At 63.8% G+C, this 17,777-nt stretch carries 15 protein-coding genes and 1 tRNA gene; 4 read left to right on the top strand and 12 right to left on the bottom strand.

The features are described 5' to 3' along the window. Position 1: 1 nt before the first annotated feature. The 6 genes from AYB31_RS17665 to leuC form a co-directional block, all read right to left on the bottom strand. On the bottom strand, positions 2-2,755 hold the full coding sequence (locus tag AYB31_RS17665) for a FimV/HubP family polar landmark protein (protein WP_068830124.1): 2,754 nt from the start codon (positions 2,753-2,755) through the stop codon (positions 2-4). Positions 2,756-2,908: 153 nt separating this feature from the next. Further along, positions 2,909-3,913: an aspartate-semialdehyde dehydrogenase gene (locus tag AYB31_RS17660; protein WP_068830122.1), complete on the bottom strand. Its 1,005-nt coding sequence runs from the start codon at positions 3,911-3,913 to the stop codon at positions 2,909-2,911. Between the two features lie 107 nt (positions 3,914-4,020). Continuing rightward, complete coding sequence (gene asd, locus AYB31_RS17655; protein WP_068830120.1) at positions 4,021-5,133, bottom strand: aspartate-semialdehyde dehydrogenase; 1,113 nt, start codon at positions 5,131-5,133, stop codon at positions 4,021-4,023. Positions 5,134-5,189: 56 nt separating this feature from the next. Continuing rightward, complete coding sequence (leuB, locus tag AYB31_RS17650; RefSeq protein WP_068830118.1) at positions 5,190-6,272, bottom strand: 3-isopropylmalate dehydrogenase; 1,083 nt, start codon at positions 6,270-6,272, stop codon at positions 5,190-5,192. Positions 6,273-6,286: 14 nt separating this feature from the next. Further along, the gene (gene leuD, locus AYB31_RS17645) at positions 6,287-6,934 is read right to left on the bottom strand and encodes a 3-isopropylmalate dehydratase small subunit (RefSeq protein WP_068830116.1); all 648 of its coding nucleotides are present in this window, start codon (positions 6,932-6,934) and stop codon (positions 6,287-6,289) included. A gap of 11 nt (positions 6,935-6,945) precedes the next feature. Further along, a complete protein-coding gene (gene leuC, locus AYB31_RS17640; RefSeq protein ID WP_068830114.1) occupies positions 6,946-8,373 on the bottom strand; it encodes a 3-isopropylmalate dehydratase large subunit in 1,428 nt (475 codons plus the stop codon). Positions 8,374-8,581: 208 nt separating this feature from the next. Between leuC and AYB31_RS17635 the strand changes: the two genes are divergently transcribed. After that, a complete protein-coding gene (locus AYB31_RS17635) occupies positions 8,582-9,460 on the top strand; it encodes a LysR family transcriptional regulator (protein ID WP_068830112.1) in 879 nt (292 codons plus the stop codon). A 114-nt stretch (positions 9,461-9,574) separates the two neighbouring features. Then, positions 9,575-12,490, top strand: coding sequence for an EAL domain-containing protein (locus tag AYB31_RS17630; protein WP_068830110.1), 2,916 nt, complete (start codon positions 9,575-9,577; stop codon positions 12,488-12,490). Between the two features lie 82 nt (positions 12,491-12,572). Here the strand turns inward: AYB31_RS17630 and AYB31_RS17625 are convergent, their stop codons facing one another. Further along, complete coding sequence (locus AYB31_RS17625; RefSeq protein WP_068830108.1) at positions 12,573-13,022, bottom strand: Hsp20 family protein; 450 nt, start codon at positions 13,020-13,022, stop codon at positions 12,573-12,575. Between the two features lie 108 nt (positions 13,023-13,130). Here AYB31_RS17625 and AYB31_RS17620 point away from each other — a divergent pair, with 108 nt between their 5' ends. Beyond that, positions 13,131-13,877: an SDR family oxidoreductase gene (locus AYB31_RS17620; RefSeq protein WP_068830107.1), complete on the top strand. Its 747-nt coding sequence runs from the start codon at positions 13,131-13,133 to the stop codon at positions 13,875-13,877. A gap of 1 nt (position 13,878) precedes the next feature. Here AYB31_RS17620 and AYB31_RS17615 read toward each other — a convergent pair whose 3' ends face one another. Beyond that, entirely contained in the window at positions 13,879-14,838 is a 960-nt protein-coding gene (locus AYB31_RS17615; RefSeq protein WP_068830105.1) for a tRNA dihydrouridine synthase, read from the bottom strand. Positions 14,839-14,943: 105 nt separating this feature from the next. Here AYB31_RS17615 and AYB31_RS17610 point away from each other — a divergent pair, with 105 nt between their 5' ends. After that, on the top strand, positions 14,944-15,336 hold the full coding sequence (locus AYB31_RS17610) for a hypothetical protein (protein ID WP_068830104.1): 393 nt from the start codon (positions 14,944-14,946) through the stop codon (positions 15,334-15,336). 4 nt (positions 15,337-15,340) lie between these two features. On the opposite strand, the gene AYB31_RS17605 is transcribed toward AYB31_RS17610, so the two are convergent. From AYB31_RS17605 to AYB31_RS17590, 4 genes are all read right to left on the bottom strand, one after another. Then, entirely contained in the window at positions 15,341-15,790 is a 450-nt protein-coding gene (locus AYB31_RS17605; protein ID WP_068830102.1) for an acyl-CoA thioesterase, read from the bottom strand. Then, a complete protein-coding gene (locus AYB31_RS17600; RefSeq protein ID WP_068830101.1) occupies positions 15,787-16,437 on the bottom strand; it encodes a bifunctional 4-hydroxy-2-oxoglutarate aldolase/2-dehydro-3-deoxy-phosphogluconate aldolase in 651 nt (216 codons plus the stop codon). The genes AYB31_RS17605 and AYB31_RS17600 overlap by 4 nt, the downstream gene beginning before the upstream one ends. A 148-nt stretch (positions 16,438-16,585) precedes the next feature. Then, positions 16,586-17,437 (bottom strand): alpha/beta fold hydrolase, encoded by an 852-nt coding sequence (locus tag AYB31_RS17595; RefSeq protein ID WP_068830099.1) that lies wholly within the window; start codon positions 17,435-17,437, stop codon positions 16,586-16,588. A 263-nt stretch (positions 17,438-17,700) separates the two neighbouring features. Next, positions 17,701-17,776: transfer RNA gene (locus tag AYB31_RS17590), tRNA-Glu, on the bottom strand. Position 17,777: the final 1 nt, after the last annotated feature.

Here is a 17,777-nt window from a genome sequence, read left to right as displayed (position 1 = left end):
ATCAAACCAGTTTGGCGATCAACTCACGCGCTTCCTGCTGCTGACCTTCGTTACCTTCGGCGATGACCTCATCGAGGATATCGCGGGCGCCTTCGCTGTCGCCCATATCGATATAGGCACGCGCCAGATCCAGCTTGGTCGCAGTTTCATCGGTGCCCGAGAGGAAGTCGAAATCGTCGTCCACATCCAGTCCCGTTGCAGTTGCAGAAGCCTCCGGCTGTGCAGCCGGCAGCTCGTCGGCCAAACCGCCGCTCAACTCGTCCAGCTCGGCGGAAACCTCATCCAGCTGAGCCGCGAAGCTGTCCGCAGCAGGCGCAGCCGGAGTGTCATCGGCCAGCGACAGATCGAAGTCAGCCGGCATATCCAGATCGGCTTCGGTACTTGCCGCTGCCGGCTCGTCTTCCAGGCTGAGCATGAAGTCCTCTTCACTCGCTGCGGACTTGTCCTCCGCATCCAGATCCAGGCTGAAATCGGCCAGATCGTCCCCCAGAGACAAGGTATCGCCAGCGCTATCGCCGCTCAGATCGAGATCGAAATCCATCTCGCTGGCAGGAGCCTCACTGGCACTGGGCGCATCGAAGTCCAGCCCGGCATCCAGCTCAAGCTCATCCAGGTTGCTCTCGGCAGCAGGCTTGGCCGGCTCATCGAGATTGACGTCGAGATCATCCAGACTCAGGTCAAAGGAGTCATCCAGATCCGCAGCGGGTTGCGGCGCAGCAGCCGGCTCGTCCAGCGTCAGATCATCGAGACTGAAGTCACCCAGGTCATCGGCAGCAGCCAGACCACCCGCTGCAGCGGCGGCAGCCATAGCCGGGTACTTGGCCTTGAGCTGGTCTACTGCGCCAGCCGCACCGCCGATCTCACGCAGCTCCTGCTCCTGACGAATGAAACCGTCACGATCACCCAGCTCGGCATATACCTCCATCAGCTTCAGACGCAGGTCGCTACGCTGGGGCTCGTCATTGATGGCGTTGTGCAGCAGCTCGGCCGCCTGGGTGAATTTACCGTAGGCAATATAGATGTCGGCCTCGCCCAAGGCGTCAGCCGTCTGAGGCGCAACGCGCTCATCACGCTGTTCACGCACCTGAGTCTCATCGGAAGCCTCGTCGAAACCGGAGAAGCTGTCGTCAGGCAGATCCATATCGCTGGCAAAAGCACTGGAGTCATCGCCACCCAGACTGTCTTGCAGCTCGGCCTCTTTCATCGCATTGCGCCGTGACAACACCATCAGGCCGATAAGCAGCACCAGCAGCGCACCACCACCGACAGCCCCAAGCAGCATCGGGTTGCCCAGCAACTCATCGACAAAACTCTGAGGTTCGGGTTGCGGGGCAGGCGCTACTGGCTTGGCTGGCTTAGCCGGCGCGGTGACAGGAGCCGGCTTCGGCGCAGGAGCCGGTTTTGCTACGGGAGCCTGAACTGCCGGCTTAGCCGGCTCGGTCTTTGGGGAGGCTTCCTCGCTGTAATTGAAGTCAGTAGTCGCAGGCTTAGTGTCAACCGACTTCTCTTCGGCGGGCTTGCTATCGACCACAGGAGCCTTGCTATCAGTCGGCTTGCTTTCAGGCCCGGCCTCTACGGCCGGAGCCGGAGCAGCTGCCGCAGTCTTGCCCTGCTGGGCCAGGTCGGCCTGCAGCTTGGCCAGCTGGTTATCCTTAAGTTCGATCAGGCGCTGCAGTTTATCCAGCTGACCCTGCAGATCCCCCACACGCCCTTTCAGTTCTTCGTTCTCGCGGCGGCTGGAGTCCAGGCTTTCCTTGGTCACCGCCAGCTGGTCACTGAGCGCCTTGGTGTCACCCTTGCCTTTGTCGCTGCCAGCTGCGGCCTTGCCAGTATCGGCAGAAACCAGCTTCAGGCTGTCCTTGGCATCGGTCTTGGCCGGCGCGGCGCCAGCAGTGGCGCGCTTGGTGGCGTCCAGCTGGCGTGCGCCGGCAGCGGCAACACTGCGACCTTCACGCCAGGCATTGTTCTGTTCGGCAACCTGGGCAATGGCCTCGGACTGGCTGCGACTCTTGATCTGCTCATCGGTCGGCAGACGCAACACTTGGCCACTCTTCAGGCGATTGATGTTGCCATCGATAAAGGCGTTCGGATTGAGGTCCTGAATGGCCAGCATGGCTTGATGCACGCTACCGCTCTGACGGCTGCGCTGGGCGATTTCCCAGAGCGTGTCGCTGGAAGTGGTCTTGTATTGATCGCCTTCGATCTTGCTGGCAACAGGGGCGCTCGGAGCGGCCGGGCGACTTGGCGCGCTGACTGCTGGAGCCACTGGACGCGGAGTCGGTGCCGCAGCCACTGGGCGTGGTACCGGAGCCGCGGCTACCGGCATACGCGGGGCGACCACGGGCTGCGGGCTGTACAGAGGAGGATCCAGCAGCAGGGTGTACTCGCGCAGCAGCCGACCATTGGGCCACAACACTTCGACGAGGAAATTCAGATAGGGCTCGCGCACCGGCTTGTTTGAGGTGATACGAATCACGCTCTTGCCGTTGGCCTTGATCACCGGGGTGAACTTGAGGTCGGTCAGGAAGTACTGGCGATCGACGCCCGCCTTGTTGAACTCCTCGGGTGACGCCAAGGTCGGAATTACCTCGTTGGACGCCAGATCACGCACTTCGAGCAGCTCGATTTCTGCCACCAGAGGCTGGCTCAGCGAGGACTGCAGGTCGATTTCCCCCAGCCCCAGTGCGTGTGCCGTACCGGAAGTCAGCGCGGATGCAGCCGCAATTGCCAGTACCAGTTTGCGAACCCGAACCATAGCGTAATCCCTTGTTTTATCTTTTTTTCTCGTTAGACGAGAGGATTTTGAAGCGCACTGCCTGCACCACCCAATGGCGGCTCCCCGTCAGCGAACTACCAAACCAGTATTGCCAAGCTAGAAAGATTCTTCAAATTTGGGGCTAAGTATCTTTTACAGATAGTGTTTTATCAACAACTCACCAATTTGCACAGCATTGAGCGCCGAGCCTTTTCGCGCATTATCTGACGCAATCCACAAATTGAGCTCTGCCGGATCATCCAGCCCGGCGCGCAGACGGCCAACATACAACTCATCCTGCCCCACCGCATCCCCCACGGCAGTCGGATAATCGCCTGCCTCGACCAGCTCTATACCAGCCTGCCGATCCAACAGGCGTGCCACTTCGTCAATATTGAGCGGCGCAGCAGTATCGACACTGACCGCCAAGCTATCACCGAAGAACACCGGCGCCAGCGCGCAGGTAATGGCGACCTTCAAACCGTCGACACCCAGCACTGCTTTCAGCTCCCGGGCAGCCCTGCGCTCCAACACGGCATGCCCACCCTCCTCCATGGCACCGGTCTGGGCCAGCAGATTGAAGGCAATCTGGCGATCGAGCAGCTGCGGCTCCAGTGGTCGCATGTTGAGCAACTCAGTGGTCTGCCGCGCCAGTTCGGCAACTCCGTCACGTCCGAGCTGGGAAACCGCCAGCGCCGCCAGCACGGTGACCTTGTGCATCGCCAGCTTTGACCGCAGTGGCGCCAGCACCGCTGCCAGTGCAGTGGCGACCGGAGCGGGACTGCTCAGCAAGTAGGGCGCAGACAGACCTGCCAGATTCGCAGCATTGGCCTCGGGCACGACTGGCAACGCGCCCGCCAGAACGCCACTGAGATCGATCAAAGAACAACCTGCAGCCTGGGCGCGCGGCGCATGTTCGCGACTGGCAGCCTCACCCGCAGCGAAGAATGCCAGCTGCACCTGGGCGAAGTCGAAACCCGCGAGCTCACGCACCCGCAGGTTCTTGCCACGGAAAGCCACCGCCTGCCCCGCAGAAGCATTGCCAGCCAACAGGTACAGGTTGCCCACAGGGAACTCGCGCTCCTCCAGCAGCTGCACCAGGGTCTCGCCAACGGTGCCGGTAGCACCGACCACGGCAATATCGAAGCTCTTGGACATTACAGCGCCTTGCAATAGAAAAACTGATTTAGCCGGCACTCTAACCGCCGGGCCCCAGAAACGAAAAGGGCCGGTGTTGGCCGGCCCTTTTCAAGTGCTGCTCGCGATCAACGCTCCAGCAGGATGCGCAGCATCCGGCGCAGGGGCTCGGCAGCCCCCCACAACAGCTGATCGCCGACGGTGAAGGCCCCCAGGTACTGCGAGCCCATGTTGAGCTTGCGCAGACGGCCGACCGGCACGCTCAGAGTGCCGGTAACGGCGGTCGGACCGAGCTCGCGAATGCTCGCCTCACGCTGATTCGGCACCAGTTTGACCCAAGGGTTGTGCTGACTGATCAGGCCCTCGATATCGCTCAGCGGCACGTCCTTGTTCAGCTTGATGGTCAGCGCCTGGCTGTGGCAGCGCATGGCGCCGATGCGCACGCACAGGCCATCGACCGGAATCGGGCTCTTGAAGCGACCGAGGATCTTGTTGGTCTCGGCCTGGCCCTTCCACTCTTCACGGCTCTGACCGTTGGGCAGCTCCTTGTCGATATAGGGAATCAGGCTGCCAGCCAGCGGCACGCCGAAATTGTCGACCGGGAAGGACTCGCCACGCATGGCCTCGGCGACCTTGCGGTCGATGTCGAGGATGGCACTGGCCGGGTCGGCCAGTTCGTCAGCGACAGATGCATTGATCGCGCCCATCTGCTTGATCAGCTCGCGCATGTTCTGCGCACCGGCACCGGACGCAGCCTGGTAGGTCATGGCGCTCATCCACTCGACCAGGCCTGCTTCGTACAAGCCGCCCAGAGCCATCAGCATCAGGCTGACGGTGCAGTTGCCGCCGATGTAGTTCTTGGTGCCGGCATCCAGCGACTGATCGATCACCTTGCGGTTGACCGGGTCGAGCACGATGACCGAGTCATCGGCCATACGCAGGCTGGAAGCCGCATCGATCCAGTAGCCCTGCCAGCCGGCTTCACGCAGTTTGGGGAAGACTTCGTTGGTGTAGTCGCCACCCTGACAGGTCAGGATCACATCCAGGCCTTTCAGCTCATCGATGCTGTAGGCGTCCTTCAGCGCAGCGGTGTCCTTGCCAATGGCCGGGCCCTGGCCGCCGACATTGGAAGTGGTGAAGAACACCGGCTCGATCAGGTCGAAGTCACGCTCTTCCAGCATGCGCTGCATGAGCACGGAACCGACCATACCGCGCCAACCGATCAGACCTACACGTTTCATAACGACTACACCTATATAAACAGCCTGCCGGCACGATTCCGGCGGGGCTGGAAAGATTACAGACTACGCAGCGCCTCGACTACCGCATCGCCCATGGCGGCGGTACCGACTTTGGTCTTGCCCTCGGACCAGATATCGCCCGTACGCAGGCCCTGATCCAGCACCTTGCTCACCGCCAGCTCGATGGCATCGGCCGCAGCGGCCTGATTGAAGCTGTAACGCAGCATCATCGACACCGAAAGGATGGTCGCCAGCGGATTGGCGATACCCTGCCCGGCGATATCCGGCGCCGAGCCGTGGCACGGCTCGTACATGCCCTTGTTGTTGGCATCCAGCGAGGCGGAGGGCAGCATGCCGATGGATCCGGTGAGCATGGAAGCCTCATCCGACAGAATGTCGCCGAACATGTTGTCGGTGACCATCACATCGAACTGCTTGGGCGCTCGCACCAGTTGCATGGCGGCGTTGTCGACGTACATGTGCGACAGCTCGACATCCGGGTAGTCCTTGGCCACTTCCTCGATCACTGCGCGCCACAGCTGACTGGACGCCAGCACGTTGGCCTTGTCCACCGAGCACAGCTTCTTGCCGCGCACGCGGGCCATATCGAAGCCGACGCGGGCGATGCGGCGAACTTCGCTCTCGCTGTACGGCAGGGTGTCGTAGGCCATGCGCTCGCCGTTCTCCAGCACCTTGCTCTCGCGGGGCTGACCGAAGTAGATGCCGCCGGTCAGTTCGCGAACGATGAGGATATCCAGACCCGCCACCACTTCCGGCTTGAGACTGGAAGCCTCGGCCAGCTGTGGATAGAGGATGGCCGGGCGCAGATTGGCGAACAGCCCCAGCTGCGAGCGGATCTTCAGCAGGCCACGCTCCGGGCGGATGGCCGGATCGATTTTGTCCCACTTCGGCCCACCGACGGCGCCGAGCAGGATGGCGTCAGCGCCACGCGCGCGGTCGAGGGTTTCGTCGGCCAGCGGCACGCCGTATTTGTCCACGGCGGCACCGCCCAGCTCATCGAAGCTCAGCGCGAAGCCCAGGTTGTACTTGTCGTTGGCCAGGTTCAGCACCTTGACCGCCTCGGCCATGATTTCCGGACCGATGCCGTCGCCAGGAAGAACCAGAATCTGCTTGCTCATGAAGAATCCTTAAATCACTTGATCGCGCCGAACAGCCAGGGGCTGCTCTGCTGGTGTTTGCCTTCGAAGGCCTTGATCGCCTCCTGGTCCTGCAGGGTCAGACCGATGTCATCCAGGCCGTTGAGCAGGCAGTGCTTGCGGAAGGCGTCGACCTCGAAGGAGTACTGCTTGCCGTCTGGGCGGGTCACGGTCTGCGCCGCCAAATCGACCGTCAGCTGGTAGCCCTCGCAGGCCTCGGCCTGCTGGAACAGCTCATCAACCTCTGTATCTTTCAAGATGATCGGCAGCAGGCCGTTCTTGAAGCTGTTGTTGAAGAAGATGTCGGCAAAGCTCGGCGCGATGATGGTGCGGAAACCGTATTCTTCCAGCGCCCAGGGCGCGTGCTCGCGGCTCGATCCGCAACCGAAGTTCTCGCGGGCCAGCAGCACGCTGGCGCCCTGGTAGCGCGGGAAGTTCAGCACGAAGTCCTGGTTCACCGGGCGCTTGGAGTTGTCCTGGTTGGGCTGACCGACATCCAGGTAGCGCCACTCGTCGAACAGGTTGGGGCCGAAGCCACTGCGCTTGATCGACTTAAGGAACTGCTTGGGAATGATCTGATCGGTATCGACGTTGGCACGATCGAGCGGGCAGACCAGACCGGTGTGTTGGGTAAAGGCTTTCATCTATATGGTCCTCAGGCCTGCATCAGTTCGCGCACATCGATAAAGCGACCGGTCACCGCGGCGGCGGCGGCCATGGCCGGGCTGACCAGGTGGGTACGCCCACCAGCGCCCTGGCGACCTTCGAAGTTGCGGTTGGAAGTCGAGGCGCAATGCTCGCCACTGCCCAGCTTGTCCGGGTTCATGGCCAGGCACATGGAGCAACCCGGTTCACGCCACTCGAAACCAGCCTCGATGAAGATCTTGTCCAGGCCTTCCTGCTCGGCCTGCGCCTTGACCAGGCCGGAGCCCGGCACCACCAGCGCCTGCTTGACCGTACCGGCAACCTTGCGGCCCTTGGCCACTTCGGCGGCGGCGCGCAGGTCCTCGATCCGCGAGTTGGTGCAGGAGCCGATGAACACGCGATCCAGTTGGATATCGGTGATCGCCTGGTTGGCAGTCAGGCCCATGTACTTGAGCGCACGAACGATGGAGTCGCGCTTGACCGGGTCAGCCTCGACAGCCGGGTCCGGCACGTTCTGGTCGACGGCCAGGACCATTTCCGGCGAAGTGCCCCAGCTGACCTGCGGTTTGATGTCCTCGGCACGCAGCTCGACGATGGTGTCGAAGTGCGCATCGGCATCGGAAACGAGGTCCTGCCACTGAGCGACGGCAGCGTCCCAGTCGGCGCCCTTGGGCGCGAAGGGGCGGTTGCGCACGTAGTCGATGGTCTTCTCGTCCACCGCTACCATGCCGACACGGGCGCCGGCCTCGATCGACATGTTGCAGATGGTCATGCGCCCTTCCAGCGACAGGTCGCGAATGGCGCTGCCGGCGAACTCCAGGGCGTGGCCATTGCCGCCGGCGGTGCCGATCTTGCCGATCACGGCCAGGACGATGTCCTTGGCAGTGACCCCGAACGGCAGCTTGCCCTCGACGCGCACCTGCATGTTCTTCATCTTCTTGGCCACCAGGCACTGGGTGGCGAGCACATGTTCGACCTCGGAGGTGCCGATGCCGTGGGCCAGCGCACCGAAGGCGCCATGGGTGGAAGTGTGCGAGTCGCCACAGACCACGGTCATGCCCGGCAGGGTGGCGCCCTGCTCCGGGCCGACCACATGGACGATGCCTTGGCGCTGGTCGTTCATCTTGAATTCGAGGATGCCGAAGTCGTCGCAGTTCTCATCCAGGGTCTGCACCTGAATGCGCGATACCTCGTCGACGATCGACTCCAGGCCGCCCTGGCGCTCGGCATGGGTGGTCGGCACGTTGTGGTCCGGGGTGGCGATGTTGGCGTCGATGCGCCACGGTTTGCGTCCAGCCAGGCGCAGCCCTTCGAAGGCCTGCGGCGAGGTCACTTCGTGGAGGATATGCCGGTCGATGTAGATCAGCGACGAACCATCGTCGCGGCGCTTCACCTCGTGCATTTCCCAGAGCTTGTCGTAGAGCGTCTTGCCGGCCATCAAACAGTCCTCATCAGCGGTTCGGGAGGCGAAGGGTCTATGGCCCTTCTACCGATTTGGAGATGCTAAGGACTTCGCTCAAATAACTCCAATTCATATTTTTTATTCAAAGGATTCCCCAGCGGAATGAGGGTAAGCTGCCAAGCGCAAACTGCCGGCAAGGCTCGCACCCTCTGCCGCTTATGGCTTGCCACCTGGAGCTATGTACATGGATCTCGCCAATCTCAACGCCTTCATCGCCATTGCCGAAGTCGGCAGTTTCTCGGAAGCCGCCGAGCGCCTGCACCTGACCCAACCAGCTGTGAGCAAGCGCATCGCCGGTCTGGAGCAACAGCTGAAGGTGCGCCTGTTCGACCGCCTCGGCCGCGAAGTGAGCCTGACCGAAGCCGGCCGCGCCCTGCTGCCGCGCGCCTACCAGATCCTCAACGTGCTGGACGACACGCGCCGCGCGCTGACCAACCTCAGCGGCGAAATTTCCGGCCGCCTGACCCTGGCCACCAGCCACCATATCGGTCTGCACCGCCTGCCGCCGTTGCTGCGCGCCTTCACCCGCAGTCATCCGCAGGTGGCGCTGGATATCCAGTTCCTCGATTCCGAGGTGGCCTACGAGGAGGTGCTGCACGGTCGCGCCGAACTGGCGGTCATCACCCTGGCGCCGGAAGCGCGCGAGCCGGTACACGCCGTGCCGGTGTGGGACGACCCGTTGGACTTCGTCGCCGCCCCCGAGCACCCGCTGGCCCGCAACAGCGCAGTAACTCTGGCCGATGTGGCGCAACACCCCGCCGTCTTCCCTGGCGACAACACCTTCACCCACCACATCGTGCGCCGTCTGTTCGAAGGCCAAGGTCTGACGCCAAACATCGGCATGAGCACCAACTACCTGGAAACCATCAAGATGATGGTCTCCATCGGCCTGGCCTGGAGCGTACTGCCACGCACCATGCTCGACGAGCAGGTAGAACGCCTGCCGCTACCGGGCATCCAGCTGCGCCGCCAGCTCGGCTACATCCTGCACAAGGAGCGCACCCTGTCCAACGCGGCCAAAGCCTTCATGGCCCTGCTCGACGAGCAGCGTCACTTGCCTTGAGGCCGGAACAGCGACTAACGTGCGCATATAACGATAAGAAAACCCGCCACATGCCTCTACACCGCCTTTCTTCATCAGGCGACCATGGCGTGCCGAGCGCCGGACGAGAACGCAATGTCCACACCGCCTAAACAGCCGCCCTTCCCCTTCATCCCCGCACTGGACCCTGCCGAGTTCGAGAAGACCTGGCAGGATGCGCCACTGCTACTCGCCGCACTCAACGGCGCCCACCTCGGCGCCTGGTACTGGGACACCGAAAGCGGCAAGGTCAGCTGGTCGCGCGGCGCCCAGGCACTCTTCGGCCTGGACCCGAAGCAGCCACTGGAACGCCGGATCGACTACATCGAACTGATTCCCGAGGAAGATCGCCTGCCGGTGCGCCAGCTATTCGAGCAGGTGCTCAGCGGAACCCCCAACCCGGAACCCCTGCGCCATCGCATCCGCTGGCCAGACGGCAGCCTGCACTGGCTGGAAATCAGCGGCCGCCCGCGTACCGACCCGGATGGCCACACCCGCGTAGTCGGTGTGATCCGCGACATTACCCAGCAGCGCGAGCAGGAGCAGGCCCTGCGCGACAGCCAGGAACGCCTGACCCTGGCCCTGGACTCGGCCAATCTGGGCACCTGGGACTGGCATATTCCCAGCGGCATGCTGTATGGCTCGGAGCGCGCCGCCAACCTGCACGGCCTGGCCGTCGGGCCTTATCACGGTGAATTCGCCCACTTTTTCCAGCAGGTTCCCGAAGAAGATCAGCAGCAGATGCGCCAGGCTTACCGGGAACTGGTCGAAGGCCAGCGCCAGGAGTTCCTGCTGACCTATCGCATCCAGCTCGAAGCTGGCGAACAGCGCTACCTGGAAAGCACCGCCAAGCTCTATCGCGACGAGCGGGACGCCCCACTGCGCATGGCCGGCATCCTCATGGACATCACCGAGCGCGTGCAGCGCGAACAGCGCCTGGCCTCCTCCGAGGAAAAGTTCGTCACCTTGTTCCAGGCCAGCCCCGAGCCGATCTGCGTATCACGCGTCCCCGACGGCGCCTTTCTCGAGATCAACCCGAGCTTTACCCAGACCTTCGGCTGGGAGCCCGCCGAGCTCACCGGACGCAACGCCCTGGACGTCGGTTTCTGGGTCGACATCGAGCAACGCCAGGCACTGGCCAAGAAGCTGGTGCGTGATAAGCAACTGAACAACGAGATCGCCCAGTTCCGCCGCAAGGATGGCCGCGAGCTGACCTGTATCATCTCCAATCGCTACATCCAGGTGCAGGGCCAGCGCTGCCTGACCACCACCTTCCGCGATATCAGCGAGCGCCAGCACAGCGAAGCCGCACTGAAGGCCAGCCAGGAGAAATTCGCCAAGGCGTTCCACTCCAGCCCCGACGCCATCACCATCACCGAGCGCGACAGCGGCCGCTATATCGAGGTCAACGAAGGCTTCAGCCGCCTCACTGGTTATCGCCCCGAAGAAGTCATCGGGCGCAGCTCCAGCGAGTTGAAGGTCTGGGCCCACCCGGAGGAGCGCGAGCGGATGATCGAGACCATCATCCGCGAGGGTCGCGTCTACCACATGGAAATGCACGGCCAGCACCGCGACGGCAGCATCAAGCTGGTGGAAGTGTCGGTAGAGCCCATCGAACTGAACGAAACGCCCTGCCTGCTGCTCACCGCCCGCGATATCAGCGAACTTAAGGCCGCCCAGGCCCAGGTCCGACACCTGGCCTACCACGACTCGTTGACCAATCTGCCCAACCGCGCCCTGCTGATGGATCGCCTGACCCAGCAGATCGCCCTGCTGAAACGCCATAACCTGCATGGTGCCCTGCTGTTCCTCGATCTCGACCACTTCAAACACATCAACGACTCGCTCGGTCACCCGGTCGGCGACGCTGTGCTGAAGATGGTCACCGCGCGCCTGGAAGCCAGCGTGCGCCAGGAAGACACCGTGGCGCGACTGGGTGGCGACGAGTTCGTGGTGCTGATTTCCGGCCTCGAAGGCAAGCGCGCGGAAGTCACTCGCCAGGTGCGCCAGGTGGCGGAAAAGCTGCGCCGCCTGCTGGCCGAGCCGATGCTGCTGGACGGCCACCGCCTGCAGGTCACGCCGAGTATCGGCATCGCCCTGGTGCCGGACCACGGCGACAACCCCACCGACCTGCTCAAACGCGCCGACATCGCCCTGTACCGAGCCAAGGACTCCGGGCGCAACACCATCCAGATGTTCCGCAAGGCCATGCAGGACGCCGCCAGCGAGCGCCTGCGCCTGGAGAGCGACCTGCGCCTGGCCCTGGCTCGTGGCGAGTTCGAGCTGTACTTCCAGCCCCAGGTTGATGCCCGCGACGACAGCGTGATCGGCAGTGAAGCCCTGCTGCGCTGGAACCATCCGACCCTGGGCCCTCAGTCGCCCGCACACTTCATTCAAGTGCTGGAAGAGAGCGGCCTGATCCTCGACGTCGGCGCCTGGGTGCTCAACGAGGCCTGCCACGCCGGCGCCCGCCTGCTGCGCGACGGACTGGTCCGGCGCAACCACTTCCAGCTGTGCGTCAACATCAGCCCACGCCAGTTCCGCCAGGGTGACTTCGTCGAGCGTGTGGAGCGCTGCCTGGCCCAGAGCGAACTGCCGGCCAGCATGCTCAAGCTGGAAATCACCGAAGGCATCGTCATTCAGAACATCGACGACACCATCGCTAAGATGCACCGCCTGAAGAAACTCGGCCTCAGCTTCGCCATGGACGATTTCGGCACCGGTTACAGCTCGCTGACCTACCTCAAGCGCCTGCCGGTGGACGTATTGAAGATCGACCAGTCCTTCGTCCGCGACGCCACCAGCGACCCCAACGACGCCGAGATCATCCGCGCCATCGTCGCCATGGCGCGCAGCCTCAACCTGCAGATGATTGCCGAAGGCGTGGAGCAGCCGGAGCAGCTGGAGTTCCTCCAGCAGCAAGGCTGCCACCAGTACCAGGGCTACCTGTTCAGCAAACCGCTACCACTGCTGGAATTTCATGACCTGCTGCTAGCCAACCGCCAGCCCTGAGAACCTCCTCACCATCTCGCGGGCAGATCCTGAAACGAAGAAGGGCACCCGCGGGTGCCCTTCTTGCTCTGCCAGCCGACGATCAGCTTTCCAGCGCCTGCTGCTGCGCTCCGATGGGAATGCGCTTGGGTTTGGCTTCTTCCGGCACGACACGCACCAGGTCGATATTGAGCAGGCCAGCATCCAGCGCCGCGCCCTTGACCTCGATGTGATCGGCCAGGCGGAACGACAGCTTGAAGCCGCGCTGGGCGATGCCCTGGTGCAGGTAGCTGACGCTCTCGGCCGCGCGCTCGCGCTTGCCGCCACTCACCGTCAATACGCCACGCTCGACCTGCAGTTCGAGGTCTTCTTCACGGAAGCCGGCCGCCGCGACCACGATGCGGTAACGGTCCTCGCCATGCTTCTCGACGTTGTAGGGGGGATAGGAACTGCCGCTCTCGCTGTTACGCAGCGCCGACTCGAACAGATCGTTGAAACGGTCGAAACCGATGGACTGGCGGAACAGTGGGGCCAGGGACAATACATTGCTCATGGGATATCTCCTGAATAATCAGCAAGTGTTCAACTGCGGAACCCGACTTCGGCATCCCGCATTACCCTAGATGGGAACCCCAGCGCAGATTTCAAGAGGCAAGAATTCATGGACAAAGTCATGCTGATCACCGGCGCCAGCCGCGGCATAGGCGCAGCCACCGCGCGCCTGGCTGCGCAGCACGGCTATCGCCTGCTGCTCAACTACCGCAGCCAGGCGGCGCAGGCCGCCGCACTGGTGGCCGAGCTAGGTGCCAGCGGCGCCACGGCCCATGCCGTGCAGGCCGATATCACCGACGAGGCCGAGGTCATGCGCCTGTTCGCCGAACTGGACCGCCACTACGGCCGCCTCGATGTACTGGTGAACAATGCCGGCATGCTCGAGCCGCAGATGCGCCTGGAACAGATGGATGCCGCGCGCTGGCAGCGGGTACTGGCGACCAACGTAATCGGCAGCTTCCTCTGCTGCCGCGAGGCCGTGCGCCGCCTGTCCAGCCGCCATGGCGGCACTGGGGGCGCCATCGTCAACGTCTCGTCCATGGCCGCCCGCCTCGGTGCGCCCAACGAATACATCGACTACGCCGCCGCCAAGGGCGCGGTGGACAGCCTGACCACCGGCCTGGCGCGCGAAGTGGCCAGCGAAGGCATTCGCGTCAACGCTGTGCGCCCGGGACTGATCGACACCGACATCCATGCCGCCGGCGGCGAGCCCGGGCGCATCGAGCGCCTGCGCGGCAGCGTGCCATTGCAACGCGGCGGCACGCCGGAGGAAGTGGCCGAGGCCATACTCTGGCTGGCCAGCGAGCAGGCGTCCTACTGCACCGGCAGCTTCATCGATATCAGTGGCGGGCGCTGAATCAGGCGCTCACGGCCAGCGGAGCAGCCAGCAGCTGGTCGATACGCTGGCAATCGTTCTCCCGGCGAATCTCGGCGAACAGCGCCACCGCCTCCGGATAGCTACGGGTGAGCATCGCCAGCCACTGCTTGAGGCGCCCAGGCGCATAGCGCGGCGCCAGCTTGCCACGGGCCTGCCGCCAGAAGTCGCGCAGCAGCGGCAGCAGCTCGTCCCAGGTCATCGCCTGCACCTCGCGCCCCGCACGGGCGGAGGCGATCTGTCTGGCCAGGTCCGGACGCGACACCAGGCCACGACCCAGCATGATGTCCTCGGCGCCGCTGACTTCACGGCAACGCCGCCAATCCTCGACGCTCCAGATCTCGCCATTGGCATACACCGGCACCGCGACGGCCTCCTGCACCCGCGCCACCCACTCCCAGTGAGCCGGCGGCTTGTAGCCGTCGACCTTGGTCCGCGCATGCACCACCAGTTGCGCCGCCCCACCTTCGGCCAGGGCGCGGGCGCAATCCAGTGCGCCCTCCGCGCTGTCGAAGCCCAGGCGCATCTTCGCCGTCACCGGAATATGCGCCGGCACCGTACGACGCACCTCACGCACGATGGCATGCAGCAGCTCCGGCTCCTTGAGCAGCACCGCGCCGCCACGGGACTTGTTCACCGTTTTGGCCGGACAGCCGAAGTTGAGATCGATCACCGGCGCGCCCAGGGTGCAGGCAAAAGCGGCGTTGTCGGCCAGGCAGAAAGGGTCGGAGCCGAGCAATTGCAGGCGCATCGGTGTGCCGGCGCGGGTGAGCGCCGACTCGGCCAGCTCCGGTGCCAGCTTGTGGAAAGCGGAGGCCGGCAGCAGGCGGTCGCAGATACGGATAAACTCGGTGACGCACCAGTCGATGCCGCCGACACGGGTCAGCACATCGCGCAGGATTTCGTCGACCAACCCCTCCATGGGGGCCAGGGCGATTTGCACGACAGAAGTCTCGAAAACACGGGGCGCGTAGTTTACGGCGCCGCCATCAGGGAATCATACCGGCCGTCGCGGCAACTCCAGCGACGCGCCGCAAAGGAGGTCACCATGCCGCGCCCACTGCTGCTCGCACTCTGCCTCATCGGTAGCACCGCCCTGGCTGGACCGCTGCCACGCGGCGTGCACCATGTGCCGAAGAACCCGGCGCTGGACAGCCCGTCCCGGCTGATCTTCACCCGTGACAACAATGCACCGAACGCCTGCGATGTGGAGCTGTACGTCAACCAGCAAGTCATGGCCACGCTGGGGCCGGGCAAGAGTGCCAGCCTGGATCTGCCCAATGGCCCCTTCAGCATCGCCGTCGCCATCTCCCCCAAGGGTTACTGCGGCGGCCAGGGGCCGGGGCCCTCGCAATCGGTGCTGCTGGCTCCTGGCGAGACGCGCCAGTTCGCAGTGATCGTCAAGCCGGGCCAGGCGTTCATCGCGCCGATGCTCAACTGACAGCTCAGAGCTGCAGCGGATAGGGCTCCAGCAGCGCCTTGCCATAACCCTCGACGAACTCGGTTGGCATACGCTTGGGCCGACCACTGGACAGCTCGATGCAGACAAAGGTGGTCTGCGCGCGCAGCAGGGTGCTGGCATCGGCCGGGCGCCACAACTGGAAGCGCCGATTCATCTTCAGCTTGTGATCGCTCTCGACGATCCAGGTGGCCATCTGCAGCTCCTCGCCCTCATAGGCACTGGCCAGATAGTCGATCTCGTGGCGCAGCACCGCCATGGCGCGATCGAGGCGGCGATACTCGCTCAGATCCAGCCCCAGGTGCTGCGAGTGACGCCAGGCGCAGCGCTCCAGCCAGCTGACGTAGACGGCGTTGTTGGCGTGACCGAGACCGTCGATATCCTCGGCGGCCACGCACAGGTCGATAACGAATGGATCAGGCAGGTCCCAGCTCACTGTTTGACCTCCACGCTGGCAGCCAGAGCGCAGGCCTCGCTGGCCAGCAGGGTGATCTGGTCCCAGGCGCGCGCGCGGATCAGGTTGTCCGGGGCGATCCAGGTACCGCCGACACAGGCCACGTTGGGCAGACGCAGGAAACTCAGCAGGTTGTCCGCGGTAATGCCGCCGGTGGGGCAGAAGCGAATGCCGGTGAACGGCCCCTTGAAGCTCTTCAGCATCTTCACGCTGGCCGCGCCATTGGCCGGGAACAGCTTCAGCGAGCGGTAACCGTACTCCAGCGCCAGCAGGACTTCGGAAGGCGTCATCACCGCCGGCAGGTAAGGCAGTCCGGAATCATCGGCCGCGGCAGCCAGGCGCTCGGTGCAACCGGGGCTGACGGTGAACTGGGCCCCGGCATCACGCGCCTCCTGGAACTGCTCGGCATGAATCACCGTGCCGGCCCCGACCAGCAACTCGGGCAGCTCCTTGCGAATCGCCGCCAGGGCATCCAGTGCGCGCGGCGTGCGCAGGGTCACTTCCAGCACACTGACACCACCCGCATACAGCGCCCGCGCCAGATCCACAGCCAGCCCACAATCCTCGATCACCAGCACCGGCAGCACCGGGCGCGCGCGCTGCAACACCACATCCATCGTCAGGCTCATGTCCTTCCCCCCTCATCGCAGTTATGCCCGGTCGCGTCGGACAGTGCCTGCTGTGACGGCACCGAGCCGAGCCGAAGCACACTGCAAGCATGGGGCAAGTGTAACGGCAAAGGGGCGCGCCATCGCTGCCCCTTTGCCGTAGCGCGACTCAGCTGGCGACCGATAGCGGAAGCTGCGCCGTGGCAGGCCTCTCGATGCGCTCCAGCAACTCGAGTACGGCGTCGATCAGTTGCTGATCCGTCAGCAATCGACTGTGGCCGCCCTGCGCCAGGCTGAGCAGGCGACTGTCAGCCCAGGCGGCATGAATCGACTGCGCCTCGGTGTGCGGCACCATCGGGTCGTCCTGCGCATGCACCACCAAGCCAGGTATATCCAGCTGATAACGCTCCACATCGAGCATTGCCGCCGGCATTCCGGCACTGCGTTCGACCAAGTGCACGAAGCGCGCCCGCGCCTGCCTGGGCAAACCGACGAAATGCGCAAAGCGACGCAGCGCCCCGATGATTCGCGCCGGAGCCGAAATCGTCACCAGCGCTTCGCTGCGCAGCCCCAGCTGGGTTGCCAGCAAAGCGCCGGCACCGCCCATGGAATGACCGATCACCGCCTTCAGGGGCGGCAGCTCCCCCGCCGCCTCCAGCAACGCCCGGGCGAACAGCACCACATTGGCCTCCTGCCCTGGCGAGCGACCATGAGCCGGGGCATCCAGCGCGACCACGCCATAACCCGCGCGCACCAGCGCCCGAATCAGCTGAGCGAACTGCGTCGGCCGCCCTTCCCAGCCATGCAATAGCAGCACTGCCGGCCCCTGCCCCCAGCGCAACGCGGAAAGCCCGAAGCGCAGAGTGATCCGCTCGGCGTCGGCCAGTAGCGGCAACTCCCAGTCGCGCGGCGGCAGCTCACGCGGCGTGAGAAACGCCCGATGCATCCTGCCCGCTGCGAACTGCGGCGCCAGCAGCCCCAGAGTGGTATTGAGTCCTCGAATCCAGCCCATGCCGTTCATCATGATGCTCCTCTCACAGTCGCCCACCATTACCCGCACACCTCAGAACGCCGCCAACCGGAATGAATGAGCCCACGGACCACAGCCCTCCCGATCGCCACGCACGATTAAATTACAATCATAATATTAATGGCGCAATAGAAAACGACCAGTGCCTGTAGCGCCACTCGTCGATACCCATTCGGGAAGATTGGGAAGCCAGAAAAACAAAAGGGTCATTCCTAAGAATGACCCTTTTAAGTCCGCAAAACGCGGAAAGAAAATGGCGTCCCCTAGGGGACTCGAACCCCTGTTACCGCCGTGAAAGGGCGGTGTCCTAGGCCACTAGACGAAGGGGACG

Source organism: Pseudomonas sp. BMS12, assembly GCF_001592875.1.
GTDB lineage: Bacteria > Pseudomonadota > Gammaproteobacteria > Pseudomonadales > Pseudomonadaceae > Aquipseudomonas.
Note: the sequence above shows the minus strand (reverse complement) of the source record. Positions and strands in the feature narration are given on the sequence as shown.